Below are 24,731 nucleotides of genomic sequence, written 5' to 3'. Positions count from 1 at the left end.
GTTCGGTTGTCGGCACGACGGACTGACGTGCTGCTAGCGGGCGATGACCATCGTGGCCGGCGCGGCGGCGTGGAAGGAGACGTCCTCGAAGCCTGCCTTGATCAGCCAGTCGCGGTAGTCGGAGCGCCGCCAGGTGCCGCCCTCGTTGCTCTTGAGGAGCATCTCCAGGGCGAACAGCAGCGGGAACGCCGGGGCGGCACGGTCGTCGTCGACGACGTAGTCGGCGACCACCAGGGCACCGCCGGGCTTGAGGGCCTTGCGCAGCCGGGAGAAGACCTCGATGTTGCTCTCGGCGTTCTCCTGGTGCGCGATGTGGGAGTACACCGCGATGTCGTACTCGCCGTCGCCGAAGTCGGTGGTGTGGAAGTCACCGTCGATGGTGGTGAAACGGTCACCCACACCGTGCTCGCCGACCAGGCGGTGGGCGATCGCGTTGATCGGCTCCCAGTCGAGCTGGGTCGCGCGGGCCGCCGGGTTGGCCTTCAGCCAGATCGACGAGTAGATGCCCGAGCCGCCGCCCACGTCCAGGATCGAGATCTCACCGGCGTCCGCGATGCCGAGCGCCTCGACGCCGGTCTCCGCGGCCGGCACCGACACCGCCGCGATGGCCGGGACGATGCCCTCCCAGTGCGGGTTGTCGGCCACCTCGGTCTCGCCGCCGGCGAGCGGACCGCCGACGCGGACCACCTCCGGCAGGTCGACGAGGCTGCCGGTGTGCTGGAGCTTGAGCTTGGCGAAGCCGGCCAGCGAGGCGGGCTTGCCCTCGACGAGGTACTCCGACGCCGCGGGGGTGTTGCGGTAGCGCCCGTCCTCGAGGACCACCAGCTCCACGCTGACCAGGCCGTCGAGCACGCTCTGCGCGCCCCGCTCCGAGATCTGGGCCCGGGCCGCCACCTCCGCGGCCGTGCCCGCGCCGTTCTCCAGGTGCGTGAAGACGGAGTGGGTGGCCGCGGCGCCGATGACACCGGTGTTCCAGTAGCCGTTGATCAGCCTCATCACACCGTCCGGTGCAGGCTGGTTGTTCGTCATGCCGCTCCCTTCAAGATTCGGCCGGTCTTCGCGTGGGTGCGCAGCGCGCTGCGCAGCACCTCGGAGACCCGCTCGACCTGGCTCATGGTCAGCTCGGCGTGCATGGGTATGCCGAGGTTGCGCTGGAAGAGGTCCGCCGAGACCGGGCACACCTGCCGGGACTTGAAGGCGGGCTGCACATGGCTGGCCCAGGTGCCGTGCAGGGTGCCGATGCCCTGGGCGCGCAGCTCGGTGGCGACGGCGCCGCGGTCCACGCTCGGGTCCAGGGTCACCAGGTAGGACTGCCAGGAGTGGGTGCGGTCCGCCGGCACGTGCGGCACCGTCAGCAGCTCCTCGTCGGCGAAGAGTTCGGCGTAGCGGGCGGCGACGGCGTTGCGGCGCTGCATCAGCTCCTCGATACGGCCGAGCTGCACCTGGAGGATCGCCGCGGCGATGTCGGAGAGCTTGAAGTTGTAGCCGATCTCGGTGAACTCGGGGATGGGCAGGCCGATGACCTGGCCCATGTCGAAGATGCTGCCGATGCCGAAGGACGCCAGCTGCCGCGCCTTGGCCCCGATGGCCGGATCGGTGGCGATGAGGGCACCGCCCTCGCCGCTGGTGGCGCCCTTGCGTCCGTGGAAGGACAGACAGGCCACCTCGGCGAGCGAGCCCGCCTCCCGGCCCTGGTAGGTGGCGCCGACGCCGCAGGCGGCGTCCTCGATGAGGAACAGGCCGTGCCGGTCGGCGATGGCCTGAAGTTCCGTGTAGTCGGCGGGCAGTCCGACGACGTCGACGGCGATGATGCCCACGGTCCGCTCGGTGACCAGGGCGGCGACCGCCTCCGGGTCGACGGTGCCGGTGTCGGGGCGCACGTCGGCGAAGACCGGGGTCCCGCCGACGTAGCACACCGCGTGCGCGGGCGCGGGGAAGGTGTAGTCGGCGACGATGACCTCGTCGCCCGGCTTGACGCCGAACGCGAGCATCGCCAGGTGCAGGGCGGCGCCGCAGTTGCTCACCGCGACCGCGTCACCGGCCCCGTACCGTTCCTTCAGCTGAGCCTCCAGGGCCTTGCCCTTGGGTCCCTGGCCGGCGGGCCACCCCGAGGCGAACACCTCGGCGACCGCCGCCAGTTCCTGTTCCCCCAGGCTCGCGAAAACGAGGGGGATCTTTTCGATGTCGCTCATCTCTGTTTACGCTCCGCGCGATTCGGAGGACAGGGAGTCGAGAAGGACAGGCGGTTCGAAGCGCTGCGGCGTGATCTGGCTGACGTCGTAGCGCTTGCGCATCTCGTCGATGGCGTCGGGGTTGATCCCGCCGTTCTCCCAGATCTCCGCGATCTCCTCGAAGTACTGCTCGTGAATGGGTGACGGATAGCACTGGAACAGCATGCGCGCCGGTTTGTCGGAGGCGTTCCTGAAGGCATGCGGAGTTCCGGGTGGCACGAACATGCAGGCACCCTCGGTGGCGCGGACGACCTTGTCCCCGTCGGGCGACTCCCATTCGTGCCAGTCCTGTTCGGTGCGCTTCGTCGGCTCGAAGGCCAGGAGCTGGAGCTCCCCTTCCAGGACGTAGAAGAACTCCTGCGCATCGCTGTGGACATGCGCACCGACATCGAACCCGGGCGGCACGACCACCTCGAATATCGATATCGAGGAGCCGTGCTCCTTCGTGGCCTTGAAGGTCACTTCCTGCGCCTTGGTGATCAGCTTTCGCCCCTGACCGGGCGGGAGGATGAGGCCAGTCATGTGGTCAGCTTCCTTTGTCCGCGCAGAGTTTCACTCGAGTGAGGGTGCCGGTGCGTGCCCGTGGGACGTCAGTCCAGCTCTTCGGGACCGTCGACGCTCCAGCGGCCCAGCGCCATCTCGGCGGTGATGCCGGGGCCGAAGCCCGCGATCAGGCCGGTGGCGTCCTGGACCGGGGTGTCCTCCTCGAAGAGCCTGCGGGCCGCGTCGAAGACGACGGCGCTGGCGATGTTCCCGTACTCGGTGAGGGTGGACCAGCTGTGGCGGAACACCATGCGGTCGACCTCGAGGAACTTGGCGAGGTCGTCCAGGATGCGCGGACCGCCGGCGTGGACGATGTAGAAGTCGAGCTTGCCGGCGTCCCAGCTGTGGTCCTTGGCGAACTCGCGCAGCACCGGCGCGAGCGGCTCCATCGTGCCGGGCACGCGGCGGTCCAGCTGGAAGTGGAAGCCGGTGTCCTTGACGGCGTAGGAGATCCAGTCCTCGGTGTGCGGGATGAGGTAGGAGGCGTTGCGCTCCAGCTCGATGCCGACACCGCCGTTGCCGCGCACCACGGCGGCCGCGACCGCGTCGCCGAACAGGCCGTCGGACAGCAGCGAGCCGATGTCGTCGGCGTCGGGCTGGTAGCACAGCGAGCACAGCTCGCAGGAGACGATCAGGACGTTGCTGCCGGGGTGGGCCAGGCAGAAGTCGTGGGCACGGTTGACCGCCGCGCCGCCGGCCGCGCAGCCGAGCTGGGCGATGGGTATCTGGCGGGTGTCGGAGCGGAAGCCGAGGTGGTTGATGAGCCAGGCGGTCAGCGACGGCATGCTGAAGCCGGTGCACGACACGTAGATGATCGCGTCGATGTCACGGGCGGCCAGGTCGGCGTTGCGCAGAGCCTCTTCGATGACCGGCGGGGTGAGGTTCTTGGACTCGGCCTCGTAGATGCGGTTGCGCTCCGTCAGGCCCGGGTGCTTGAGGGTCTTCTCGATGGGCTGGACGATATGCCGCTTCAGCACTCCGGTGTTCTTGATCAGCCGGAGCGCCAAGGGAAGCTGCGGCTTTCCCGCATGGGCTTGGGCAGCGAACTCAAGCGTCTCGTCGATCGTGATGATGTGTTCCGGCGCGCTCACCGCGGGCTTGCATAGCCTGGGCATATCTGGGCTCTACTTTCTCTAGAGTCTGCCTTCTGTACGTGAAGAATCCGCGCACAGCTTCCGGAGAGAGCGCAGCACACGGGAGAAAACACCGCGGCGCGCGGGGATTCGATACGAGAGGAAACCGTGCCGGACTCGGCACGGACGCGGTCTCACCGGTTCAGAACCGTAAGACACCTGCTCAATCCCCTGCCCCGGAAATGATTTTGGGCAGGGAAGGCGTGCAGAAATAGTGACACGTCCGAACTCCCGCGCCAAGGCCGTTCCAAGGGGTTCCGAGCCATCCCGAGGCAGACTCGAGCAGCGCACTGACGAGTCTCGACCCCGGCACACCGACGGCCTTGCCGGACTATGGGCTCACCTCAGGCGCCACCCGCGCGCTGGCGTTTCTGTAGCGGTCTGCTGCGAGCATCGGCCATAGCCACGAAACGACTGACGCGGAGGGCGCATGTCTCAGCAAGCCGAGGAAGCCACCGCCAAAGGCAGGCGATTCCCAGGGCTGCGGTCCCCGTCGAAGGCCAGAGGAGACACGGCCGGCGCCGACAGGTCGGCACGCCGGACCTCCGTCTTGGTCACCTTCCTCCTCGGTGCCCTCGCCGCGGTGCCGCCAATGTCGATGGACATGTACCTCCCGGCCCTGCCGGAGGTCACCCGCAGCCTGGGCTCGACCGCCGGCACCGTCCAGCTGACCCTCACCGCGTGCCTGATCGGCATGGCCATCGGGCAGCTCATAGTGGGGCCGATGAGCGACCGATGGGGCCGGCGCGGACCACTGATGGCCGGGCTGATGGTGTACGTCGTCGCCGCCGCGATGTGCGCCCTGGCCCCCAACGCCGAGCTGCTCATCGCCTTCCGGGTGCTCCAGGGACTGGCCGGCGCGGCCGGCATCGTCATCGCCAGGGCCGTCGTACGCGACCTCTACGACGGTCTCGCCATGGCCAAGTTCTTCTCCACCCTGCTGCTGATATCCAGCCTCGCCCCGATCGCCGCACCGGTGATCGGCGGCCAGGTCATGCACGTCACCAGCTGGCGGGGCATCTTTGTCGTCCTGACGGCGATGGGCATCGGTCTGACGCTGCTGGTCTGGCGCCGGCTGCCGGAGACCCTGCCGCCCGAGCGGCGCCAGAACGGCGGGGTGCGCGGGGCCCTGTGGATCATGCGAGGGCTCTTCATCGACCGGGTCTTCACCGGGTACCTGATGGTGAACGGCTTCGCGTACGGGGCGCTGTTCTCCTACATCGCCGCCTCGCCGTTCGTCATCCAGGACATCTACGGGGCGTCCCCGCAGACCTTCTCGCTGCTGTTCGGCCTCAACTCCTTCGGTCTGCTGCTGCTCGGCCAGATCAACGGCAAGCTGCTGGTGGGCCGGGTCCGCCTGGACAAGGTCCTCGGCTGCGGGCTCGCGGTGCTCGCGGCCGGCGGGACGGCCCTGCTGATGGTGACGACGGGTGTCTTCGGGGAGCCCGGCACGATCGGGATCGCGAGCTGCATGTTCGTGATGATCTCGTCGCTGGGCCTGATCGTGCCGAACACCAACGCCCTTGCCCTGATGCGTACTCCGCACGCCGCCGGGTCGGCGTCCGCGCTGGTCGGTACGTCGTGCTTCGTCATGGGGGCGATCGCCTCCTCGCTGGTGGGCATGTCCGGCAAGGAGACGGCGACGCCGTTGGCCGTGGTCCAGCTGAGCAGCGCGCTGCTGGCGATGGCCTGCTTCCTGGCCGTGTGCCGCCCCTGGCAGAACCGGCCGACGGAGACGCCCAAGCGCTGAACCAGCCGCCTCCCTCCGCCTCCTCGCACGAACACGGCGGCGTACTCCGACACCGGGTCGGGGTACGCCGCCTTTGTGCTGCGTGCGCCGCGTGATGCGTGCGCGGTCTTGTCGGGTCCCTTCTCAAGGGGCGCGGTGGTCAGAGGCTGCGGGCGGTGATGTCGCCGTGGGTGGTGCTGGCGTGCAGGGTCAGTGCGGTGTCGCCGTCGTTCTTGAGGGAGTTGTCGACACGGCCGTAGCCGGTGCCGGCGTCGAGGGCGGCGGAGACGCCGCGCGCGGCCCCGACCGAGATGTCGCCGGACTGGGTGCGCAGGGAGACGGTGCCGCGCACGGCCTCGGCGACGGTCAGGTCGCCCTGCTGGGTGCTGATCTCGGCGTCGCCGCCGAGGCGGCCGATGGTGATGTCACCGGCCTGGAGGGTCAGGCGGGCGCCGGCGGTCTCGTCGAGCTTGATCGGGCCCTGGGCGCCGTCGACGGTGACGTCGCCGAGCCGTCCGACGCCGCGCAGTTCACCCTGGGAGGCGGTGGCCCTCACGTGTGAGCCGGCGGGCAGCTGGACGGTGACCTCGACGGCACCGGAGGGGCCGAAGAGCTCGTTCTTGGCCTCCGGCGCCTCGATGCGCACGACACCGTCGACGTGGCTGACCGTGATCTGCTCGGCGGCCTTCACGTCCCGGCTCCTGGCGGGGTTGGCGGGGCGGACCTCGACGGTGGTGTCGGTGCGGTCGGCGGCGATGAGCTGGATGCGTCCGGCCGGGATGTCCAGGACGGCGGTGACGGCGGCGGGGGTGGCGAAGGTCTGCACGGTGATCTCCTGCGGCTTGTCGTTGCTGTTTCCGATGAGTGAAAAGCTACGTTGCATTTACAAGTCAGGCAACAAGCTTGTTGCACTAGATAAGAGAACTAGCAGTTCAGAGGCGTTAAATCGTTGCAGTGACCCTCCAGGCAAATGCAACGCACCTCGCGCGTTCGTTGCAATGGATTGGGCGTGAACGCTATGCTGGCGCCCTCACGCAGCACGAAGGAGCCCGCGATGCCCGGAGGCAGACTCACCCAGCAGGAACGTCAGCAGATCGCGCTGGGACTGGCCGACGGGCTCGCCTACGCCGAGATCGCCCGGCGCCTGGACCGCCCGACCTCGACGGTCACCCGCGAGGTGATGCGCAACGGCGGTCCGGCCGCCTACCGCGCCGAGACGGCCCACCGCGCCACCGAACGCCGCGCCCACCGCCGCAGGCGGACCGCCCCCAGGGACCCGCGGGCACCCCAGCCGACCTACGGGCGGGACGCGGAGGCCGTGCGCGAGTACGAGGAGACCTTCACCCACGTCATGATGGGCTCGGGCATGCCCACGATGATGTCCCGGGTGATGACCTGCATCACCCTCACCGACAGCGGCAGCCTGACCGCCGCCGAACTCGTCGAGCGCCTGAACGTCAGCCCGGCGTCCGTCTCCAAGGCCATCACCTTCCTGGAGAGCCAGGGCATGGTGCGCCGCGAGCGCGACGAACGCCGGCGCGAGCGCTACGTCGTCGACGACGACATCTGGTACCAGTCCATGATGGCCAGCGCCCGCTCCACGGCCCAGATCGTCGAGATCGCGCGGGAGGGCGTCGGTGTCCTCGGCCCGGGCACCCCGGCCGCGGTCCGCATGGAGAACATCGCCCGCTTTCTCGACTTCGTCTCCGAGAGCATCGCCCGCGCCGCGGAGCAGGCCCGCGAGATCCTCCACACCAAGCCCGGGACGCCCCCAGACGGCGCCGCAGCCGATCCGGAGCGCGCGTGACCCGCCGCTCCGCCGTGGCGGTCAGCCCGTCCGGTCGGGCTCCGGCGGCAGGATCAGGGTGGGTTCGAGGACGACACGGGTCGCGGGCTCCTCGACCATACGGGCCAACTCGGGCCGTACGCCCCGCTGTTGGCGCCAGCCGGCCTGGGCGGCGACCACGGCGACGTACGGGATGACGACGCCGCCGACCAGGGCGCACACGGCGACGGCGGGCCAGCGGTCCCAGGTGAGGGCCATCAGGACCACACAGGCGCTGCGCACCAGCATGGCGGTGACATAGCGGCGCTGACGGCCGCGCAGGTCCTGGCTCAGGCCGGTGCGGGCCCCGGTGATGGACTCGGCCGCGGGTGCGTCCCGCTGCCATGACGTGCGGTTCATCGGGCCTCCGTGGGTGTTCCGGCGGGAGCGCCGGGCGGGGTGCCCGGCCGGCGGTGGAACGACGGCGGCGCGGGTGACCGTCCTGTGATCACCCGCGCCGCCTTGTCCGGCCCGGTGGTGCGTGGTGCCGCCGGGTCAGTGCACTTCCTGGTCCGACTCCCGTCCCCCGACGGCCGCCTGGCCGTCGGCGCCGCGGTGTCCGTTGGACGAGCCGTGCCCGTTGGACGAGGCATGTCCGTTGGCGGAACCGTGTCCGTTGGCGGAGGGGAGAGCGGCCGGCGCGTGGTCGAAGTGCTCCAGCGCGTGCTGCATCTCCTGCGGGGTCGGGTGCGGGATCTGGTTGCCGTACAGCCAGCGGCTGAACCGGTACCGCAGCATCTCCTTGCGGAGGTTGGGGTTGGGCACGCCCGCCTCGTCGTGGGTCGCGGGGGCCGGCAGCACCTCGGGGATCTCGCGGGACAGCAGGGTGTACTCCTGTCCGCGGTCGAGGCGTGCGTGGACCTCGACGAACTCACCGTGCGGCAGCCGCTTGATCCGACCGGTCTCGCGGCCGTGCAGCAGCTTCTCGCGGTCGCGCAGCTGGAGGGCCAGGCAGATCCGCCGGGTGACGACGTACGTCACCGCCGGGACGACGAAGACGCCGATGCGGACCGCCCAGGTGATCGAGTTCAGCGACAGATGGAACCGCTCGGCCAGGACGTCGTTGGCGCCGCCGAAGAACAGCACCAGGTAGAAGGAGACGAACGAGCAGGCGAACGCGGTACGGGCGGGGCGCTCGCGCGGGCGGTCGAGCAGGTGGTGCTCGCGCTTGTCACCGGTGACCCAGGCCTCCAGGAACGGCCACAGGCCGATCACCGCCATCATGACGGTCGGCAGGATCACCGCCGGCAGCAGGACGCCCATGTTGACGGTGTAGCCGCCCGGCAGGACGAACTCCCAGGCGGGCATGGCCCGCAGGGCGCCTTCCAGGAAGCCCATGTACCAGTCGGGCTGGGAGCCCTGGGAGATCTGGTCGGAGCGATAGGGGCCGTAGGTCCACACCGGGTTGATCTGGGCGATGGCCGCCATCATCGAGAGCACGCCGAAGACGAGGAAGAAGAACCCGCCCGCCTTGGCCGCGTAGATCGGCATCATGGGCTGGCCGACCACGTTGTTCTCGGTGCGTCCGGGTCCTCGGAACTGGGTGTGCTTGTGGTAGAAGACCAGGATCAGGTGGATCGTCACCAGCGCCAGCACGATGCCCGGGATCAGCAGGATGTGGATGCTGTAGAACCGCGGGATGATGTCGTGGCCCGGATACTCGCTGCCGAACAGGAACATCGTCGCGTAGGTGCCGACCACCGGGATGGCGAGCGTGACGCCCTCCGCGATGCGCAGACCGGTGCCGGAGAGCAGGTCGTCGGGGAGCGAGTACCCGACGAAGCCCTCCAGGGTGACCACGACCAGCAGCACGAACCCGATGAGCCAGTTGGCCTCACGCGGATTGCGGAACGATCCGGTCAGGAAGTGCCGCAGCATGTGGATGCAGAGCGTGGCGATCATGATCAGCGCCGCCCAGTGGTGCAGCTGCCGGATGAACAGGCCGCCGCGCACGTCGAAGCTGATGCGCAGGGTGGACGCGTAGGCCTGGGACATCGGGATGCCCTGGAGCGGCTCGTGCGACCCGTGGTAGACGGTCTCCGTCATGCTCGGGTCGAAGAACATCGTGAGCCAGACGCCGGTGAGCAGCAGCACGATGAAGCTGTAGAGCGCGATCTCACCGAACATGAACGTCCAGTGGTCGGGAAAGACCTTGCGAATCAGAAAGCGGAAGTTGTAGATCCCGAGCCGCCCGTCCGCCCAGTCGGCGACTCGTTCGCCCTTGGACGGTTCGGTGCGCGCACTGTGCGGCGCCCTTTCGGTCGTGCTCATACCCGCGCGCCCTCCCCTCGCCGCTCGGCTGTCACAGGCAAGGTGGCCTGCCGCGGCGCAAGCCGGCCGGTGCCCTGGAGCGGTGGAAACGCTATCCACGCGTCAGCAAACAGAACAACCGCTCTCAAGTGATACTCAAGTGGCAACTCAAGCGAGTCTCGAGTGAGTTGTGGGACGCCGGCGGTCAAGTAGGCCGTTTTGTCGGTCAGTTGATCCACTGCTGTCATGGCGTCGAGCGTATGGCGGTACGTTTTCGGCCGCGACGGTGTATTACGCGCCACTCGGCCGAAACGCGGCGCGCTCACGACCCCCGCCGTTCGCCGGCCGGTGCCGCGGTCGGCCAGTGGGCCGAGGAGCCGGTGGGCCGGGGCCGCGCGACGGACCCGGTGGAGACCCCGATGGCCGGTACCGGCGGCTGGACGGGCCGGCGCCTGCGGGCCTCGGGCCCGTGGGTGAGGCTGGGCGGCGCCGTGGCGGTGACGGCCTGCCGGGGGCCGAGAGCGACGCGCAGCGCGCGTGAGCGCAGCGCGACGGGCGGCACGAGGGCCTGCTCCTGGTGGAGCAGCAGGGCCGCCGCGTGCGGGTCGGTGGTCGCGGCGGCCGCGAGCCGGGACGCGTAGCGCCGCCCGAACCGGGCCCGCAGTCCCCGTGCCGCGCCCAGGGGGCGGGTGCTCGCCTGCCAGGCGGGGGCGATCTGGTGGGCGAGGGCCCGGCGCAGCCGGTGGCTGACGCCGATCGCGGTGCCGTGCGCGGTGAGCAGGTGCTGGAGGGTCAGCGCGGACTCCACGGCGAGGGTCATGCCGTGGCCGTGCGCCGGGTCGAGGGCGGCGAGGGCGTCGCCGACCACGAGGAACTGGTCGGGACAGCGGCGCAGCCTCTCGTAGTGGCGCAGCCGGCTGTCGGTGCGGGCGCTGCTGTAGACGGGGCCGAGCGGGGTGGCCGTCGCGATGAGGTCGCGCAGCAGCGGGTGGCGCAGGGCCGCGGCGGCGTCCAGCAGTTCGGTGTGGTCGGCGGGCGGCGGGGTGCCGTCGCCGGTGGCGATCGTCACCGACCAGCGGCCGCCCTCGACGGGGTTGAGCACGGCCTGGCGCGGATCGCCGGGCGCGGCCATCACCCACAGGCTCGTGAAGTCGGCGACATGGCCGACGGGGGGCGCGTACAGGGTGGTGGCGTACGACGTCCCGGTGGCCGCCACCGACTCCGCGGGCTTTTCGTAGCCCAGCTCGGCGAGCCACTCGGGGGCCTGGGAGCCGCGTCCGGAGGCGTCCACGACGAAGTCGGCGCGGATGAGGTGCTCGGGGTTCCAGCCGTCGGGCTCCCTGCGGTTGCGGCGGCGCGCCCAGACGCCGGTGACGGTGTCCTCCGGGCCGGGCTCCAGCGCGACGACCTCGTGCTCCTGGAGGAAGGTCACCCTGGGGTCGCCGCGCAGCCGGTCCCGTACGACCGAGTCGAGCAGGTCGCGGCCGGCGCTGAGCATCGACAGGTCCGTGGCGCAGCGCGGCAGCCAGCCGGCCGGGCCGAGCAGCAGCATGTCCTCCGGGATGCGCACCCGGACCGCTCCGGCGCGCACGAGGTCGTCGCAGATGCCGGGGAACAGCAGCTCCAGGCCCTGCTGGGCCGCGGTCATCAGGCCGTGCGTGTGCCGTGCCTGCGGCACCCCTCGGCGGCGACCGGGGCCGCGGGGCAGCCAGTCGCGCTCGATCACGGTGACCCGGTCCATGAAACCCGCCAGCGCCCGGGCCGCGGTGAGCCCGGCGAGGCTGGAGCCGATCACCAGGCCGTGCCCGTGACCCCCGCCCCTTTCCACAACACGCGCGTCCAGACTCAACTCGGCCGCCTCCCCAGTGCGTTGTGCTTGCATCATGCGCCGCGCCACGCCCCGAGCCACCAGGTTCGACACCGGCTCAAGCAACATTCGAGACGGCCGCGAGGGGGATTCGAGTGGAGCGTGGGGCGGGCGCGGGGCACGCGAGGGGCGACCAGGGTCCGGACCAGGGGATTGGGCGGAAGGGGGCCGACGGGCGGGGGGTTGGGTGCCGGGCACGACGGATCAAGGGCCCCGGATGGCGAACCGGGTGCGGGCACCGCGGACCATGCGCCGCGGACGGCGAACCGGGTGCCGGGCACGACCGGACGGAGAACGCGGTCGGCCCCGCAGACAGCGGACCGGCACCGCGGACCACAGACCGGCACCGCGGACAGCGAACGGGCACCGCCGACCACGGACCGGCGGCGCGGACGGCGGATCGGGCGCCGGGCACGACCGGACGGAGAACGCGCCCGGCACCGCGGACAGCAGCCCGAGCCCCGCAGACGACGGACCAGGCACCGGGGACAGCGGATCGGCACCGCCGATGACGGACCGGCGCCGCGGGCGGCGGCGGAGGGTGTCCGCCGCCGTCCCTCGGGCGGGTGGCGGCCGTCAGGGCGCCGGGACCCGCCCGGAACGGGGCGCCGTCAGGGCGCCGGGGACCGCCCGGGTCAGGGCGCCGTCAGGGCGCCGAGGCCCGCCCGGGCCGAGGGTGCCGTCAGGGCGCCGGGACCCGCCCGGGTCAGGGTGCGGTCAGGGCGCCGGGGACCGCCCGGGCCAGGGCACCGTCAGGGCGCCGGGACCCGCCCGGGTCAGGGTGCGGTCAGGGCGCCGGGGACCGCCCGGGTCGGGGCGCCGTCAGGGCGCCGGGGACCGCCCGGGTCGGGGTGCGGTCAGGGCTCGGTCGACCAGGGCGCCCGCGACGCCCGTGTAGCCGGCCGGGTCCAGGAGGGCGGCGGCTTCCTCGCGGGTCAGCACGCCCGACAGTTGGGGCAGGTCGGCGAGGACGTCGGCCAGCGGCAGGCCGGTGCGGGAGGCGACCCAGGAGGCCTGGGTCAGCAGTTCCTTCGCGGCCGTCTTGCCGATCCGCGGGGCCAGGACCGCGGAGACCCGCTCCGAGACGAGCTGGCCGCCGGTCGCCTGGAGGTTGGCGCGCATGCGTTCCGGGCGGACGGTCAGGCCCCGGGCGAGCTCGACGGCCGTGTGCGCGGCGCCCCCGGTGAGCCGCAGCGCCTCCCGCAGCGGCTGCCACTCCGCGTGCCACATCCCGGCCGACCGCTCGTCCTCGGTGGGCAGGCACTGCGACAGCACGGCCGCCAGCGCCGGGACCTGGAGGGAGGCGGACCGGATCAGGGTGGCGAGCACGGGGTTGCGCTTGTGCGGCATCGCCGAGGAGGCGCCCCGCCCGGCGACCGCGGGCTCGGCCACCTCGCCGATCTCGGTGCGGGTCAGCACCAGCACATCCGCGGCGATCTTCCCGAGCGCCCCGGTGGTGTGCGCGAGCGCGGCCCCGAGGTCGGCGACGGGGGTGCGCAGGGCGTGCCAGGGCAGGACGGGGACGGCCAGCTGGGTCTCGTCGGCGAACGCGGCGCCCAGCTGGTCGAGCACGGCCGCGGGGTCCGCGTCCGCACCGGCGTACTGGAGATAGCCGGCCAGGGTTCCGGCCGCGCCGCCGAGCGCCACCGGCAGCCCGCCGTCGGCGAGCCGTTCCAGGCGTTCGACGGCGTCCAGCACCAGGGCGCGCCAGCCGGCCGCCTTGAGCCCGAACGTGGTGGGCACGGCGTGCAGGGCGAGGGTGCGGCCCGCCATCACCGTGTCGCGGTGGGCGGCCGCGAGCCCGGCCAGCGCCTCGGCGACCGCCCGCAGGTCGGCGACGATCAGGCGCAGCGCCCGCTGGGCCACCAGCATGGCGCCGGTGTCGAGGACGTCCTGGCTGGTGGAGCCGCGGTGCACGTACTCGGCGGCCTCCGGGGTGCGTTCGGCGACCACCGCGGTCAGCGCCTTGACCAGACCCACGACGGGGTTCGCGGTCTCCCGCGCGGCCAGCGCCAGTTCGCGTACGTCGAGCAGTTCCGCGCGGGCGGCGGCGGTGATGGCCGCGGCCGCCTGGGCGGGGATCGTGCCGCAGCGGGCCTGGGCGCGGGCCAGGCCCGCCTCCGCGTCGAGCATCGCCTGGAGCCAGGCGCTGTCGCCGACGGCCGCCTCGACGGGGGTGCCCGCCCGGACCGGCGACAGCAGCCCGGCGTCCAGGTGGTCGGGCAGGGTTGTCGCCCACGGGGGTGTGTGCACCGTGCTCATACGCCCGCCCTCGCGTTCGCGTTCTGGGACTCCGTGACCGGGTGCGGCAGTTCGGGCAGGGCGAGGACCGCGGCCGCGATGGCGTCGGAGTCCTCCAGGGTGACCGAGCCGACGCCGGGGCGGATGCCGGCGGCGGTCACCCAGTGCACGGACTCGGTGGGCACCCCGTAGGCGAAGCGCCGTGGGTGCGGTACGCCGTGCGCGTCGATGACGTGGTACGGCCGCTCGGACACGGCGAGGCCGCCGGTCTCGTAGTCCGAGCCGCCCGTGCCGTCCCCGGCGGGGATGCGGTAGGGGTGGCACTGGCCGGTGGCCCGCAGGTGGTTCATCAGCGGGTCGGCGGTGCGCCGCAGGTCGATCTCGGGCAGCCGGGCCTCGATGAGGACCGTGGCCCGCACCCGCACGTCGGGTATCTCGCTCGACGTGCCGGTGAAACAGGGGCCGTAGGGGTCGTCGGGGTCGGGGGTGACGCGCATGCCGGGGCCGGTCACGTCGAGGACGCCGGCGTCCAGGAGCGCGGCCATCTCCTCGATGCGGGAGGCCGGCGGGCCGATGGACAGGTAGGCGTTGAGCGGGGTGTACCAGCCGTCGAGGTCGTCGCGGTGGGACGCGGCGGTCAGTCCGGCGTGGTCGACGGCGAGCCGCAGCTCGTTGCGCAGGTCGCGCAGGATGTCGAGGGCGGCCTTGACCGGTCCGCTGACGTTGCCCTGGCGGGCCAGCCGGACGTCGTCGTCGAGGTGGCCGCGCAGCCAGGCGCGGAAGGCGGCCTGGTCGGTGAAGACCCGGTCGCCGTAAGGGCGGGCGACCCGCTTCCAGTCCCAGCGCTCGGCGCTGCCGATGCCGGCCGCGTCGAGCAGCACGTCCTCGTCCGCGCCCGGTTCGGCCTCCAGATAGGCCTCGACGAACTCCTCGACGGTGTCGGGGAGTTCACCGCGTGACTCCAGCAGCGCGGCGTAGTAGACGCTGCACACCTCCTTGGAGACGAGCGGCCACAGGTCGGCGGCGAAGTCGATGGCCCCGTGGTGGGGGGCGCGGGCGCGCAGGGCGGCGATGTATCCGGCTGTCAGCAGCCGCGGGAAGTAGCGGCCGTGCGCGCCCTTCTCGTTCTCGCCGCGCGCCTGGTAGGGCACGCCGCGCCGGGAGCCGGCGTGCAGACGGGGCTCGCGGCCCGAGGGCCGGTAGACCAGACGTCCGTCGACGCGGGTGAAGACGCCGCCCCGGCCGTGGGTGAACAGGGCGAGGTAGTCGAAGAAGTTGAGGCCGAGCCCGCGCAGCAGGACGTGCTCGCCGGGCCGGATGCCCGACAGGTCCACGTCGGCGGGGTTGGCCGGGGCGAGGTAGGTCAGGCCGTGCTGCTCCGCGTACTCGGTCAGCTCCCGTTCGGTGTCGGAGAGCTGGGCCGGTACGTGGCCCTGGGCGAGGACGACCGCGGACAGTCCGGTCAGCCGGGTGCCGTCCTCCAGCTCGACGGTCTGCTCCCCCGCCGGCCCGTCGTCCTCGAGGGCGACGGCCCGCACCGGGTGCGTCAGCACCGTCACATGTGCCGCCGCACCGGCGACGACCCGCTGGAAGGCCCAGGTCAGGTAGCAGCCGTACAGGGCGCGGGTGGGGTAGGAGTCGGGGCCGAGACGGCGGGCCTCGGCGAGGACCCCGTCGTCGTAGCCGCCCGGCGGGACGGCGTCGAGGGTGCGCGAGACGAGCGCCTTGGCCCACTCGTACAGGCTCGGCCCCTCCTCCAGCGGTCCGTCGATCCGGACGCTGGCGTCGGTGTAGACCGTGACCTGCGAGGACACGGTGTTCATCAGCAGGTGCCGGGACTGGGTGGGGCGCCACACCCGTCCCGAGCCGGGCGGGTCCGGGTCGACGACATGCACGGTGACGGCGTCCCAGCGGGGCGACTTCCGCTCCTGTGCGCACAGCCGTTCCAGGACGGAGAGGCCTCGTGGGCCGGCTCCGACGAGGCAGACCTCCAGGTGCGCCGCCCCGTCTCCGCGGGCGGACTGGGTGGATTGCCGGGGGTCCGGATAGCCGAATGGCATCGGATCGCCCTGGGCAAACTGACTGGCCGCCTCTTCGAGCGGCCCTGCGGTGAGTCCGACGCCGACTGCGCGTCCGCCTCCATGCGTACCGTCCACAATGCCTCCTTCCTCCGCCACGGTCGGGGCAGGCGCTCAACGCTTGCTCGGCCCTTGATGGAAAGCCGCTGGAGGAATTGCCGAGGCCCTGGCCGGCGACTGTCGGGCAGGCGGTGTCATGCCATCTCCGGCGGGCCGCGAACGGGGCTGTATCGGGACTCCAGCACCGCTCGCTACGTTCGGGAAAAAGGCGTCACCGGATCGACCCGGCCATTTCGCGCAACACGGTCGCGGAGGGCGAGCCGCCTCATGAAGGAGATTCGTCGATGGTTCACCCGTGCTCCAGAAATCACACTCATGAGAGCAGCGCCGTCCCCGGTTTCGTCCTTTGTGCCGCCTGTATCAGCCAGGTGGAACGTGATCTGCGCATCATTCCCGCACTGCACCAGGAGTCGTTGCACCATGTGTCGCCGACGCATCGGCGGAGCAATCCCACCCGGGTGTCGGGGAGTCGGCGGCGGGATCACCTGAACATCTCGGTGCTGGACGCCCGTCACAACATCCTCGCGACGTTGGAGTCCTGGGCGGAGATCGTCGTGGAGCAGCTCGGCGTCACCGCGCCGGCCCGCACCGTCCCGCAGCTGGCCCGTTTTCTGACCCGGCATCTGGAGTGGCTGGCCGCCCAGCCCCCGGCCGCCGATTTCGCGAGCGAGGCGGAGGCCCTCGTCGCCGAGCTGCGCGGCATGATCGACCCCGAACCCGGGGCGTTGCAGAGCCTGATCCGGCAGTGCGTGGTGGACGGGTGCGCCGGCACGATCAGCGCCTCGCCGAAGGACACCGGAAAGCCGGGGAGCCGGAGCATCGCCTGCTCGGCGGGCCACTCCTGGGAAACGCACGAATGGCTGACTCTGCGGCAGCTCATGGAGCGGCAGCGAAAGGGTGTCTCGGCATGACGAAACCGCCACGCCACCGGCTTGTTCCCACGAATGTCGCCGCACTCGCCGTGGGGGTGTCGGAAGCGACGATCCGCAAATGGGTGAGCCGCGGGAAGATCACCCGCTATGGCGCGCCCAACTGCCGCTCGGAGTTCGACATCGAGGAACTCACGGAGATCGCCATGAGGCGTCGTACCGAAACCCGGTGACGGTGTCCCATTCCCCCGCACCGCCTTCTGCTCCGCGCCAGAAAATCCAACCGCCCGTCTCGAAGAACTTCGTGAAACGACAAGGGGAGTGAGTGCGTTGACTCTACCGACCTCAGTGGAGGGGGTTTCGGACAACCATCGGGCTCGCTCGGTCGGCATCGGTCGCGCCCATGCCAAGGCCATCCTGCTGGGCGAGCACGCGGTGGTGTACGGAACCCCGGCGCTCGCGCTGCCGATCCCGCAGCTGACGGCCACGGCGAACGCCGGATGGTCCTCCCACTCCGCCGACGCCCCGGGCGGCTTGTCCTTCACCATGACCGGTTCCGCCTCGCGGGCGGTGGTGACGCTGGCCTCGGACGGTCTGCAGAAGCTGGCCTCGGCGTTCAAGGAGCGCATGGGCGTGCCGGGCAGCCCGCACCTGGACGTCATCCTCGACGGCGCGATCCCGCCGGGGCGCGGGCTCGGTTCCAGTGCCGCGAACGCGCGGGCGATCGTCCTGGCGCTGGCCGACCTGTTCGGCCGTGAGCTGCCCGAGTCCACGGCGTTCGACCTGGTGCAGACGGCCGAGAACATGGCGCACGGCCGGGCCAGCGGCGTCGACGCCATGGCCGTCGGCGCGCCGGGCCCGCTGCTGTTCCAGGCGGGCCGGGCCGAGGAACTGGCCATCGGCTGCGACGGGTTGTTCATCATCGCCGACAGTGGCACCGCGGGCAGCACCAAGGAGGCCGTGGAGCTGCTGCGGGAGGGGTTCAGGCGCGAGGCGGGCGCCGAGGAGCGGTTCCTGGGCCGTGCGGCCGAGCTCGTCGAGGAGGCCCGGCGGGCCCTCGCCGACGGCTCGCCGGAGGAGCTCGGCGCGCGGCTGACGGACTATCACGAGCTGCTGCGCGCGGCCGGTCTGAGCACGGACCGGATCGACGCCATGGTCGCCGCCGCGCTCGACGCGGGCAGCCTCGGCGCCAAGATCACCGGCGGTGGGCTGGGCGGCTGCGTCCTCGCCCTCACCCAGCCCGAGCAGGCCAGGGAGGTCGCCGGGCGGCTGCACGAGGCCGGCGCCGTCCAGACGTGGGTCGTACCGCTGAGGAGGCTCGTCACCCATGAGCACTGAACAGCTCGCGCGACCGCGCGCCGAGGCCGGGTCCGTGACGGACGCCACCGCCGTCGCGCACCCGAACATCGCGCTCATCAAGTACTGGGGCAAGAGCGACGAGCGGCTGTTCCTGCCGCGCACGGACAGCCTGTCGATGACCCTGGACATCTTCCCGACCACCACCCGGGTGCGGCTCGCCGCGGGGGCCGGCGAGGACGCGATCACCTTCAACGGCGAGCGCGCCACCGGTGAGGCCGCCCGGCGCATCAGCGCCTTCCTGGACCTCGTGCGGGAGCGGGCGGGCAGTACGGCACGGGCCGTCGTGGACACCGAGAACACCGTGCCCACCGGCGCCGGCCTCGCCTCCTCCGCCAGTGGTTTCGCCGCCCTCGCCGTCGCCGCGTCGGCCGTCTACGGACTCGACGGCGACCCGCGGTCGCTGTCCCGGCTGGCCCGGCGCGGCTCCGGCTCGGCGTCCCGGTCGATCTTCGCCGACTTCGCCGTCTGGCACGCCGGCACCGACGACCTGAGCTCCTACGCCGAGCCCGTCGACGCCGCCGCCGACCTGGACCCGGCGCTCGTCGTCGCCGTCGTCAACGCGGGCCCCAAGGAGGTGTCCAGCCGTACGGCCATGCGCCGCACCGTCGACACCTCGCCGCTGTTCGAGCCGTGGGCCGACTCCAGCAAGGCCGACCTCGTCGAGATGCGGGCGGCGCTGCGCCGGGGCGACCTGGACGCGGTCGGCGAGATCGCGGAGCGCAACGCGCTCGGCATGCACGCCACCATGCTCGCCGCCCGCCCCGCCGTGCGGTACATGTCACCGGCGTCCCTGACGGTCCTCGACAGCGTGGCGCAGCTGCGGCGCGACGGCGTCCCGGCCTACGTGACCATGGACGCCGGGCCCAACGTCAAGGTGCTGTGCCGGCGCGCGGACGCCGACCGGGTGGCCGCCGCCGTGCGCGCCGCCGCCCCCGACGTCGCGGTGCACACCGCCGGACCGGGCCCGGGCGCCCGCCTGCTCACCGGGGGCGGACGATGACCTCCCCGCGCACGGTCGTACGGCACGCGCCGGGCAAGTTGTACGTCGCGGGCGAGTACGCGGTCGTCGAACCCGGCGGCACGGCGATCCTGATCGCGGTCGACCGGTACATCACCGTCACCGTGACCGAGGCCGACGGCACCGGTGTCGTCATCGCCTCCGACCTCACCGCGCACGCGGTGCGCCACCGGTGGCAGGACGGCCGGCTGACCGGGGGCGACGGGACGACCGGCTATGTCGCCGCCGCCGTCGAGACCGTGGCCGGGCTGCTCACCGAACGCGGCCTGCCCGTCCCGGCGTTGAGCGTGTCCGTCACCAGCACCCTGCACGACAACGGCCGCAAGTACGGCCTGGGCTCCAGCGGCGCGGTGACCGTGGCGACGGTCGCGGCCGTGGCGTCGTACTGCGGGCTGCGGCTGTCGCGCGAGGACCGGTTCCGGCTCGCTCTGCTCGCGACCGCCCGGATCGACCCCAAGGGCTCCGGCGGCGACCTCGCCGCCGGCACCTGGGGCGGCTGGATCGCCTACCGGGCGCCCGACCGGGAGCACGTGCTCGCCCTGGCCCGCGACCGGGGTGTCGAGGAGGCGCTGCGCGCCGACTGGCCGGGCTTCGAGGTACGCCGGCTGCCCGCGCCCGAGGGTCTGGCCCTGGAGGTCGGCTGGACCGGCAGGCCGGCCTCCACCACCAACCTCGTGGCCGGGCTGCACCGGCGGATGTGGCGGGGCAGTGCCTCGCACCAGAAGTTCATGGAGACCAGCCACGACTTCGTGCACGCCGCGATCGGCGCCCTGGAGAGCGGCGACGGCCCGGGCTTCGCCCAGCAGATCCGGCGCGCCCGGCAGGAACTGGCCCGCCTGGACGACGAGGTCGGCCTCGGCATCTTCACGCCCGAACTGACGGCGCTGTGCGACGCGGCCGAGGCCGTCGGCGGCGCCGCCAAACCCTCCGGGGCGGGGGGCGGCGACTGCGGCATCGCCCTGCTGGACGCCGACGCCCCGCACGACATCGCGCACGTAAGGCAACGGTGGGCCGCGGCCGGGGTGCTGCCCCTGCCGTTGCGTCCCGCCCCTGAAGGGCCCGAAGGGAACGAAGAATGAGTAGCGCTCAGCGCAAGGACGACCACGTCCGGCTCGCCATGGAGCAGCAGCACGCGCACAGCGGACGCAACCAGTTCGACGAGGTGTCGTTCGTCCACCACGCGCTGGCCGGCATCGACCGGCCGGACGTGTCCCTGGCAACCACCTTCGCCGGTATCGCCTGGCAGGCGCCGCTCTACATCAACGCCATGACCGGCGGCAGCCCCAAGACCGGTGTCATCAACCGGGATCTGGCCGTCGCCGCCCGCGAGACCGGCGTGGCCATCGCCTCGGGCTCGATGCACGCCTACTTCAAGGACCCGTCCTGCGCGGACACCTTCCGGGTGCTGCGCACCGAGAACCCGGACGGGTTCGTCATGGCCAACGTCAACGCGACCGCGTCGGTCGACAACGCGCGGCGCGCCATCGACCTGCTCGAGGCGAACGCCCTCCAGATCCACCTCAACACGGCGCAGGAGACGCCCATGCCGGAGGGCGACCGCTCCTTCGGCTCCTGGGCGGCGCAGATCGAGCGGATCGCGGCGGCCGTCGACGTCCCCGTGATCGTGAAGGAGGTCGGCAACGGCCTCAGCCGCGAGACGATCCTCGCGCTGCCGGGCCTGGGCGTGAAGGTCGCCGACGTCAGCGGCCGCGGCGGCACCGACTTCGCGCGCATCGAGAACGGCCGGCGCGAACTCGCCGACTACGCCTACCTGCACGACTGGGGCCAGTCCACGGTCGCCTGTCTGCTGGACGCGCAGGACGTCGGCATCCCGGTGCTGGCCTCGGGCGGGGTGCGTACCCCGCTCGACGTGGCCCGCGCCCTCGCCCTCGGCGCGCGTGCCGTCGGCTCCTCCGGGGGCTTCCTGCGCACCCTGCTCGACGGCGACGTCTCCGCCCTGGTCGCCAAGATCTCCACCTGGCTGGACCAGTTGGCGGCCCTCCAGACCATGCTCGGCGCCCGAACCCCCGCCGACCTCACACGCTGCGACCTGCTGATCCACGGCGAGCTCCGGTCCTTCTGTGCCGACCGGGGCATCGACACGCGGCGGCTCGCGCAGCGCTCCAGCTCCATCGACGCCCTCCACGAGATGACGGGAAGCACACGATGACCGAAGCACACGCGATCGCCGGGGTCCCCATGAGGTGGGTGGGCCCCCTCCGCATTTCGGGGAACGTCGCCAACACCGAGACACAGGTCCCCCTCGCCACTTACGAATCGCCGCTGTGGCCGTCCGTGGGCCGCGGCGCGAAGGTCTCCCGGCTGGCCGAGAAGGGCATCGTCGCCACCCTCGTCGACGAGCGGATGACGCGTTCGGTGCTCGTGGAGGCCACCGACGCGCTGACCGCGCTGACCGCCGCCCGGACCATCGAGGCGCGCATCGACGAACTGCGCGAAGTGGTGCGCGGATGCAGCCGGTTCGCCCAGCTGATCGGCATCCGGCACGAGATCAACGCCAACCTGCTGTTCATCCGGTTCGAGTTCTCCACCGGCGACGCCTCCGGCCACAACATGGCGACCCTCGCCTCCGACGCGCTGCTGGCGCACCTGCTGGAGACGATCCCGGGCATCTCCTACGGGTCGATCTCGGGCAACTACTGCTCCGACAAGAAGGCCACCGCCATCAACGGCATCCTCGGCCGCGGCAAGAACGTCGTCACCGAGATCCTCGTCCCGCGTGACGTGGTCGCCGACGTCCTGCACACCACGGCCGCGAAGATCGTCGAGCTGAACATCCGCAAGAACCTGCTCGGCACCCTCCTCGCCGGCGGCATCCGCTCGGCCAACGCCCACTACGCCAACATGCTGCTCGCGTTCTATCTGGCGACCGGCCAGGACGCGGCCAACATCGTCGAGGGCTCGCAGGGCGTCGTCATGGCCGAGGACCGCGACGGCGACCTGTACTTCGCCTGCACCCTGCCCAACCTGATCGTGGGCTCGGTCGGCAACGGCAAGGGTCTCGGCTTCGTCGAGACGAACCTGACCCGGCTCGGCTGCCGGGCCGACGTCGCGCCCGGCGAGAACGCCCGCCGGCTCGCCGTCCTCGCCGCGGCCACGGTGCTGTGCGGCGAGCTCTCGCTGCTCGCGGCGCAGACCAACCCCGGCGAGCTGATGCGGGCGCACGTCCAGCTGGAACGCGACAACAAGACCGCGAAGGTTGGTGTATGAGACATGTCCATATCCATCGGAATCCACGATCTGTCCATCGCGACCGGCGAGTTCGTCCTGCCCCACACCGCGCTCGCCGCGCACAACGGCACCGACATCGGCAAGTACCACGTGGGCATCGGCCAGGAGTCGATGAGTGTCCCGGCCGCCGACGAGGACATCGTGACCATGGCGGCGACGGCGGCCGCGCCGATCATCGCCCGGCACGGCAAGGACCGCATCCGTACGGTCGTCTTCGCCACCGAGTCCTCGATCGACCAGGCGAAGGCGGCGGGCATCTACGTCCACTCGCTGATCGGGCTGCCCTCGGCGACGCGTGTCGTGGAGCTGAAGCAGGCCTGCTACGGGGCGACGGCGGCCCTTCAGTTCGCCATCGGCCTGGTGCGGCGCGACCCCGCCCAGCAGGTCCTGGTGATCGCCAGTGACGTCTCCAAGTACGAGCTGGACAGCCCGGGCGAGGCGACCCAGGGCGCGTCCGCGGTGGCCATGCTGGTGAGCGTGGACCCGGCGCTGGTGCGGATCGAGGACCCCTCCGGGCTGTACACCGCCGACGTCATGGACTTCTGGCGGCCCAACTACCTGTCCACCGCGCTCGTCGACGGCCAGGAGTCCATCGGCGCCTACCTCCAGGCCGTCGAGGGTAGCTGGAAGGACTACTCCGAGCAGGGCGGGCGCGCGCTCGAGGAGTTCGCCGCGTTCTGCTACCACCAGCCGTTCACGAAGATGGCGTACAAGGCCCACCGCCACCTGCTGAACTACTGCGGCTACGACACCGACAAGGACGTCATCGCGAGCGCCCTCGGCCAGACCACCGCCTACAACACGGTGATCGGCAACAGCTACACCGCGTCCGTGTACCTGGGCCTGGCCGCGCTGCTGGACCAGGCGGACGACCTGTCGGGCCGGCCGCTGGCCTTCCTCAGCTACGGCTCCGGGTCCGTCGCCGAGTTCTTCTCCGGCACCGTCGTCGCCGGCTACCGGGACCACCTGCGCACCGCGGAGAACCTGGAGGCGATCGCCCGGCGCAGGACGGTCGACTACGCCGGCTACCGCGAGCTGCACGAGTGGAAGTTCCCGACCGACGGTGGCGACCACGCCACCCCGGAGCAGACCACCGGCCCGTTCCGGCTCGCCGGGATCAGCGGCCACAAGCGGATCTACCAGGCGCGCTGAGCGTCTCGCGGGCCGGCGGCCCCTGGGCGGTCCCCTCGCGGGGGCCGCTCGTCCGCCGGCCCGTTCGTACCGCCATTCACAGACCACTTGAGGGGAGGGCAGCCGCATGACACCGACCACGATCGCCGCCCACGGCAGCCCCATGAAGGACATCAGGATCCTCGGTACCGGGGCCTATGTGCCGGAGCGGATCGTCTCCAACGACGAGGTTGGCGCGCCGGCCGGCGTCGACGACGCCTGGATCGTCCGCAAGACCGCCATCCGGGAGCGGCGCTGGGCCGCCCCCGAGCAGGCCACGTCCGATCTGGCGACGGCCGCGGCGCGGGCCGCGATGGAGGCGGCCGGTATCACCGCCGAGCAGCTGTCCATGATCGCGGTGGCCACGTCCACGCCGGACCGGCCGCAGCCGCCGACCGCGGCCTACGTGCAGCGCAACCTCGGCGCGGCCACCACCGCGGCCGTGGACGTCAACGCGGTGTGCTCCGGCACCGTGTTCGCGCTCTCCGCGGTCGGCAGCGTCATCCTGCGGCGGGGCGGCTACGCGCTGGTGATCGGCGCGGACCTGTACTCGCGCATCCTGAACCCGGTCGACCGCAGGACGGTCGTGCTGTTCGGTGACGGCGCCGGCGCCATGGTCCTCGGCCCGACCACGCACGGCCCGGTCGTACGGCATGTCGCCCTGTACACCTTCGGCGCCCTGTCGGACCTGATCCAGGTGCCCGGGGGCGGCAGCCGGCAGCCCCTCGACGCGGCCGGTCTCGACGCGGGCCTGCAGTATTTCGCGATGGACGGGCGCGAGGTGCGCCGCTTCGTCGTGGAGCAACTGCCGCAGCTGACCAAGGGGTTCCTGCACGAGGCGGGCGTGGAGGCCGCGGACATCAGCCACTTCGTCCCGCACCAGGCCAACAGCGTCATGCTCGACGAGGTCTTCGCCGAGCTGGCCCTCCCCCGCGCCACCATGCACCGCACGGTCACGCACTACGGCAACACGGGCGCCGCCTCCATCCCGATCACCCTCGACGCGGCCGCCCGCGAGGGCGCCTTCCGCCCCGGTGAGCTGATCCTGCTGGCCGGCTTCGGCGGCGGCATGGCCGCGAGCTTCGCCCTGGTCGAGTGGGGGTGAGGGC

Annotated in this window: 21 protein-coding genes; 11 read left to right on the top strand and 10 right to left on the bottom strand. The window is 71.8% G+C overall.

What is annotated here, in order from left to right:
• Nucleotides 1–33: 33 nt before the first annotated feature.
• The 4 genes from ACH41F_RS35270 to ACH41F_RS35255 all read right to left on the bottom strand — a co-directional run bounded on the left by ACH41F_RS35270 (nucleotide 34) and on the right by ACH41F_RS35255 (nucleotide 3,889).
• Nucleotides 34–1,029 (bottom strand): methyltransferase, encoded by a 996-nt coding sequence (locus ACH41F_RS35270; protein WP_391243380.1) that lies wholly within the window; start codon nucleotides 1,027–1,029, stop codon nucleotides 34–36.
• Nucleotides 1,026–2,183, bottom strand: coding sequence for an aminotransferase class I/II-fold pyridoxal phosphate-dependent enzyme (locus ACH41F_RS35265; RefSeq protein WP_391243553.1), 1,158 nt, complete (start codon nucleotides 2,181–2,183; stop codon nucleotides 1,026–1,028). Before ACH41F_RS35265 ends, ACH41F_RS35270 begins: the two co-directional genes overlap by 4 nt.
• Nucleotides 2,184–2,198: 15 nt before the next feature.
• A complete protein-coding gene (locus ACH41F_RS35260) occupies nucleotides 2,199–2,753 on the bottom strand; it encodes a cupin domain-containing protein (RefSeq protein WP_391243377.1) in 555 nt (184 codons plus the stop codon).
• Between the two features lie 68 nt (nucleotides 2,754–2,821).
• Complete coding sequence (locus tag ACH41F_RS35255) at nucleotides 2,822–3,889, bottom strand: 3-oxoacyl-[acyl-carrier-protein] synthase III C-terminal domain-containing protein (protein ID WP_391243374.1); 1,068 nt, start codon at nucleotides 3,887–3,889, stop codon at nucleotides 2,822–2,824.
• A gap of 448 nt (nucleotides 3,890–4,337) precedes the next feature.
• Here ACH41F_RS35255 and ACH41F_RS35250 point away from each other — a divergent pair, with 448 nt between their 5' ends.
• On the top strand, nucleotides 4,338–5,657 hold the full coding sequence (locus ACH41F_RS35250) for a multidrug effflux MFS transporter (RefSeq protein ID WP_398839067.1): 1,320 nt from the start codon (nucleotides 4,338–4,340) through the stop codon (nucleotides 5,655–5,657).
• A 139-nt stretch (nucleotides 5,658–5,796) separates the two neighbouring features.
• On the opposite strand, the gene ACH41F_RS35245 is transcribed toward ACH41F_RS35250, so the two are convergent.
• On the bottom strand, nucleotides 5,797–6,462 hold the full coding sequence (locus ACH41F_RS35245) for a DUF4097 family beta strand repeat-containing protein (RefSeq protein ID WP_398839251.1): 666 nt from the start codon (nucleotides 6,460–6,462) through the stop codon (nucleotides 5,797–5,799).
• Between the two features lie 228 nt (nucleotides 6,463–6,690).
• Here ACH41F_RS35245 and ACH41F_RS35240 point away from each other — a divergent pair, with 228 nt between their 5' ends.
• Nucleotides 6,691–7,443: a helix-turn-helix domain-containing protein gene (locus ACH41F_RS35240; protein ID WP_398839065.1), complete on the top strand. Its 753-nt coding sequence runs from the start codon at nucleotides 6,691–6,693 to the stop codon at nucleotides 7,441–7,443.
• 21 nt (nucleotides 7,444–7,464) lie between these two features.
• Here ACH41F_RS35240 and ACH41F_RS35235 read toward each other — a convergent pair whose 3' ends face one another.
• The 5 genes from ACH41F_RS35235 to ACH41F_RS35215 form a co-directional block, all read right to left on the bottom strand.
• Nucleotides 7,465–7,821, bottom strand: coding sequence for a DUF3099 domain-containing protein (locus ACH41F_RS35235; RefSeq protein ID WP_391243365.1), 357 nt, complete (start codon nucleotides 7,819–7,821; stop codon nucleotides 7,465–7,467).
• A 135-nt stretch (nucleotides 7,822–7,956) separates the two neighbouring features.
• On the bottom strand, nucleotides 7,957–9,732 hold the full coding sequence (locus tag ACH41F_RS35230) for a cytochrome b N-terminal domain-containing protein (protein ID WP_391243363.1): 1,776 nt from the start codon (nucleotides 9,730–9,732) through the stop codon (nucleotides 7,957–7,959).
• Nucleotides 9,733–10,033: 301 nt separating this feature from the next.
• Nucleotides 10,034–11,506 carry an NAD(P)/FAD-dependent oxidoreductase gene (locus tag ACH41F_RS35225; RefSeq protein ID WP_398839063.1) on the bottom strand — a complete coding sequence of 491 codons (1,473 nt, stop codon included), beginning with the start codon at nucleotides 11,504–11,506 and terminating at the stop codon, nucleotides 10,034–10,036.
• 894 nt (nucleotides 11,507–12,400) lie between these two features.
• Nucleotides 12,401–13,840 (bottom strand): 3-carboxy-cis,cis-muconate cycloisomerase, encoded by a 1,440-nt coding sequence (gene pcaB / locus ACH41F_RS35220; RefSeq protein ID WP_398839062.1) that lies wholly within the window; start codon nucleotides 13,838–13,840, stop codon nucleotides 12,401–12,403.
• A complete protein-coding gene (locus tag ACH41F_RS35215) occupies nucleotides 13,837–15,879 on the bottom strand; it encodes an FAD/NAD(P)-binding protein (protein ID WP_398839061.1) in 2,043 nt (680 codons plus the stop codon). Before ACH41F_RS35215 ends, pcaB begins: the two co-directional genes overlap by 4 nt.
• A 446-nt stretch (nucleotides 15,880–16,325) precedes the next feature.
• Here ACH41F_RS35215 and ACH41F_RS35210 point away from each other — a divergent pair, with 446 nt between their 5' ends.
• From ACH41F_RS35210 to ACH41F_RS35170, 9 genes are all read left to right on the top strand, one after another.
• Nucleotides 16,326–16,868 carry a hypothetical protein gene (locus tag ACH41F_RS35210; protein ID WP_391243351.1) on the top strand — a complete coding sequence of 181 codons (543 nt, stop codon included), beginning with the start codon at nucleotides 16,326–16,328 and terminating at the stop codon, nucleotides 16,866–16,868.
• Complete coding sequence (locus ACH41F_RS35205; protein WP_391243348.1) at nucleotides 16,865–17,059, top strand: hypothetical protein; 195 nt, start codon at nucleotides 16,865–16,867, stop codon at nucleotides 17,057–17,059. The genes ACH41F_RS35210 and ACH41F_RS35205 overlap by 4 nt, the downstream gene beginning before the upstream one ends.
• Before the next feature lie 97 nt (nucleotides 17,060–17,156).
• Nucleotides 17,157–18,164: a mevalonate kinase gene (gene mvk / locus ACH41F_RS35200; protein ID WP_398839059.1), complete on the top strand. Its 1,008-nt coding sequence runs from the start codon at nucleotides 17,157–17,159 to the stop codon at nucleotides 18,162–18,164.
• Nucleotides 18,154–19,185 carry a diphosphomevalonate decarboxylase gene (gene mvaD / locus ACH41F_RS35195; RefSeq protein ID WP_391243342.1) on the top strand — a complete coding sequence of 344 codons (1,032 nt, stop codon included), beginning with the start codon at nucleotides 18,154–18,156 and terminating at the stop codon, nucleotides 19,183–19,185. The genes mvk and mvaD overlap by 11 nt, the downstream gene beginning before the upstream one ends.
• Entirely contained in the window at nucleotides 19,182–20,282 is a 1,101-nt protein-coding gene (locus ACH41F_RS35190; RefSeq protein WP_391243339.1) for a phosphomevalonate kinase, read from the top strand. Before mvaD ends, ACH41F_RS35190 begins: the two co-directional genes overlap by 4 nt.
• Nucleotides 20,279–21,373, top strand: coding sequence for a type 2 isopentenyl-diphosphate Delta-isomerase (gene fni, locus ACH41F_RS35185; protein WP_391243336.1), 1,095 nt, complete (start codon nucleotides 20,279–20,281; stop codon nucleotides 21,371–21,373). The genes ACH41F_RS35190 and fni overlap by 4 nt, the downstream gene beginning before the upstream one ends.
• A complete protein-coding gene (locus tag ACH41F_RS35180) occupies nucleotides 21,370–22,431 on the top strand; it encodes a hydroxymethylglutaryl-CoA reductase (protein ID WP_391243333.1) in 1,062 nt (353 codons plus the stop codon). The genes fni and ACH41F_RS35180 overlap by 4 nt, the downstream gene beginning before the upstream one ends.
• 3 nt (nucleotides 22,432–22,434) lie before the next feature.
• The gene (locus ACH41F_RS35175; protein ID WP_398839056.1) at nucleotides 22,435–23,604 is read left to right on the top strand and encodes a hydroxymethylglutaryl-CoA synthase; all 1,170 of its coding nucleotides are present in this window, start codon (nucleotides 22,435–22,437) and stop codon (nucleotides 23,602–23,604) included.
• A 106-nt stretch (nucleotides 23,605–23,710) separates the two neighbouring features.
• A complete protein-coding gene (locus ACH41F_RS35170; RefSeq protein WP_391243327.1) occupies nucleotides 23,711–24,727 on the top strand; it encodes a beta-ketoacyl-ACP synthase 3 in 1,017 nt (338 codons plus the stop codon).
• Nucleotides 24,728–24,731 lie beyond the last annotated feature (4 nt).

Origin of the sequence: Streptomyces sp. NPDC020489, assembly GCF_044386545.1 — a bacterium.
Classification (GTDB): Bacteria; Actinomycetota; Actinomycetes; order Streptomycetales; family Streptomycetaceae; genus Streptomyces.
Note: the sequence above shows the minus strand (reverse complement) of the source record. Positions and strands in the feature narration are given on the sequence as shown.

Excerpts from the sequence above, each read along its gene's own strand:
- ACH41F_RS35270 (WP_391243380.1), bottom strand. The coding sequence starts at position 1,029 with ATGACGAACAACCAGCCTGCACCGGACGGTGTGATGAGGCTGATCAAC.
- ACH41F_RS35260 (WP_391243377.1), bottom strand. The coding sequence starts at position 2,753 with ATGACTGGCCTCATCCTCCCGCCCGGTCAGGGGCGAAAGCTGATCACC.
- ACH41F_RS35255 (WP_391243374.1), bottom strand. The coding sequence starts at position 3,889 with ATGCCCAGGCTATGCAAGCCCGCGGTGAGCGCGCCGGAACACATCATC.
- ACH41F_RS35250 (WP_398839067.1), top strand. The coding sequence starts at position 4,338 with ATGTCTCAGCAAGCCGAGGAAGCCACCGCCAAAGGCAGGCGATTCCCA.
- ACH41F_RS35240 (WP_398839065.1), top strand. The coding sequence starts at position 6,691 with ATGCCCGGAGGCAGACTCACCCAGCAGGAACGTCAGCAGATCGCGCTG.
- ACH41F_RS35235 (WP_391243365.1), bottom strand. The coding sequence starts at position 7,821 with ATGAACCGCACGTCATGGCAGCGGGACGCACCCGCGGCCGAGTCCATC.
- ACH41F_RS35230 (WP_391243363.1), bottom strand. The coding sequence starts at position 9,732 with ATGAGCACGACCGAAAGGGCGCCGCACAGTGCGCGCACCGAACCGTCC.
- pcaB (WP_398839062.1), bottom strand. The coding sequence starts at position 13,840 with ATGAGCACGGTGCACACACCCCCGTGGGCGACAACCCTGCCCGACCAC.
- ACH41F_RS35215 (WP_398839061.1), bottom strand. The coding sequence starts at position 15,879 with ATGCCATTCGGCTATCCGGACCCCCGGCAATCCACCCAGTCCGCCCGC.
- ACH41F_RS35205 (WP_391243348.1), top strand. The coding sequence starts at position 16,865 with ATGACGAAACCGCCACGCCACCGGCTTGTTCCCACGAATGTCGCCGCA.
- mvaD (WP_391243342.1), top strand. The coding sequence starts at position 18,154 with ATGAGCACTGAACAGCTCGCGCGACCGCGCGCCGAGGCCGGGTCCGTG.
- ACH41F_RS35190 (WP_391243339.1), top strand. The coding sequence starts at position 19,182 with ATGACCTCCCCGCGCACGGTCGTACGGCACGCGCCGGGCAAGTTGTAC.
- fni (WP_391243336.1), top strand. The coding sequence starts at position 20,279 with ATGAGTAGCGCTCAGCGCAAGGACGACCACGTCCGGCTCGCCATGGAG.
- ACH41F_RS35180 (WP_391243333.1), top strand. The coding sequence starts at position 21,370 with ATGACCGAAGCACACGCGATCGCCGGGGTCCCCATGAGGTGGGTGGGC.
- ACH41F_RS35175 (WP_398839056.1), top strand. The coding sequence starts at position 22,435 with ATGTCCATATCCATCGGAATCCACGATCTGTCCATCGCGACCGGCGAG.
- ACH41F_RS35170 (WP_391243327.1), top strand. The coding sequence starts at position 23,711 with ATGACACCGACCACGATCGCCGCCCACGGCAGCCCCATGAAGGACATC.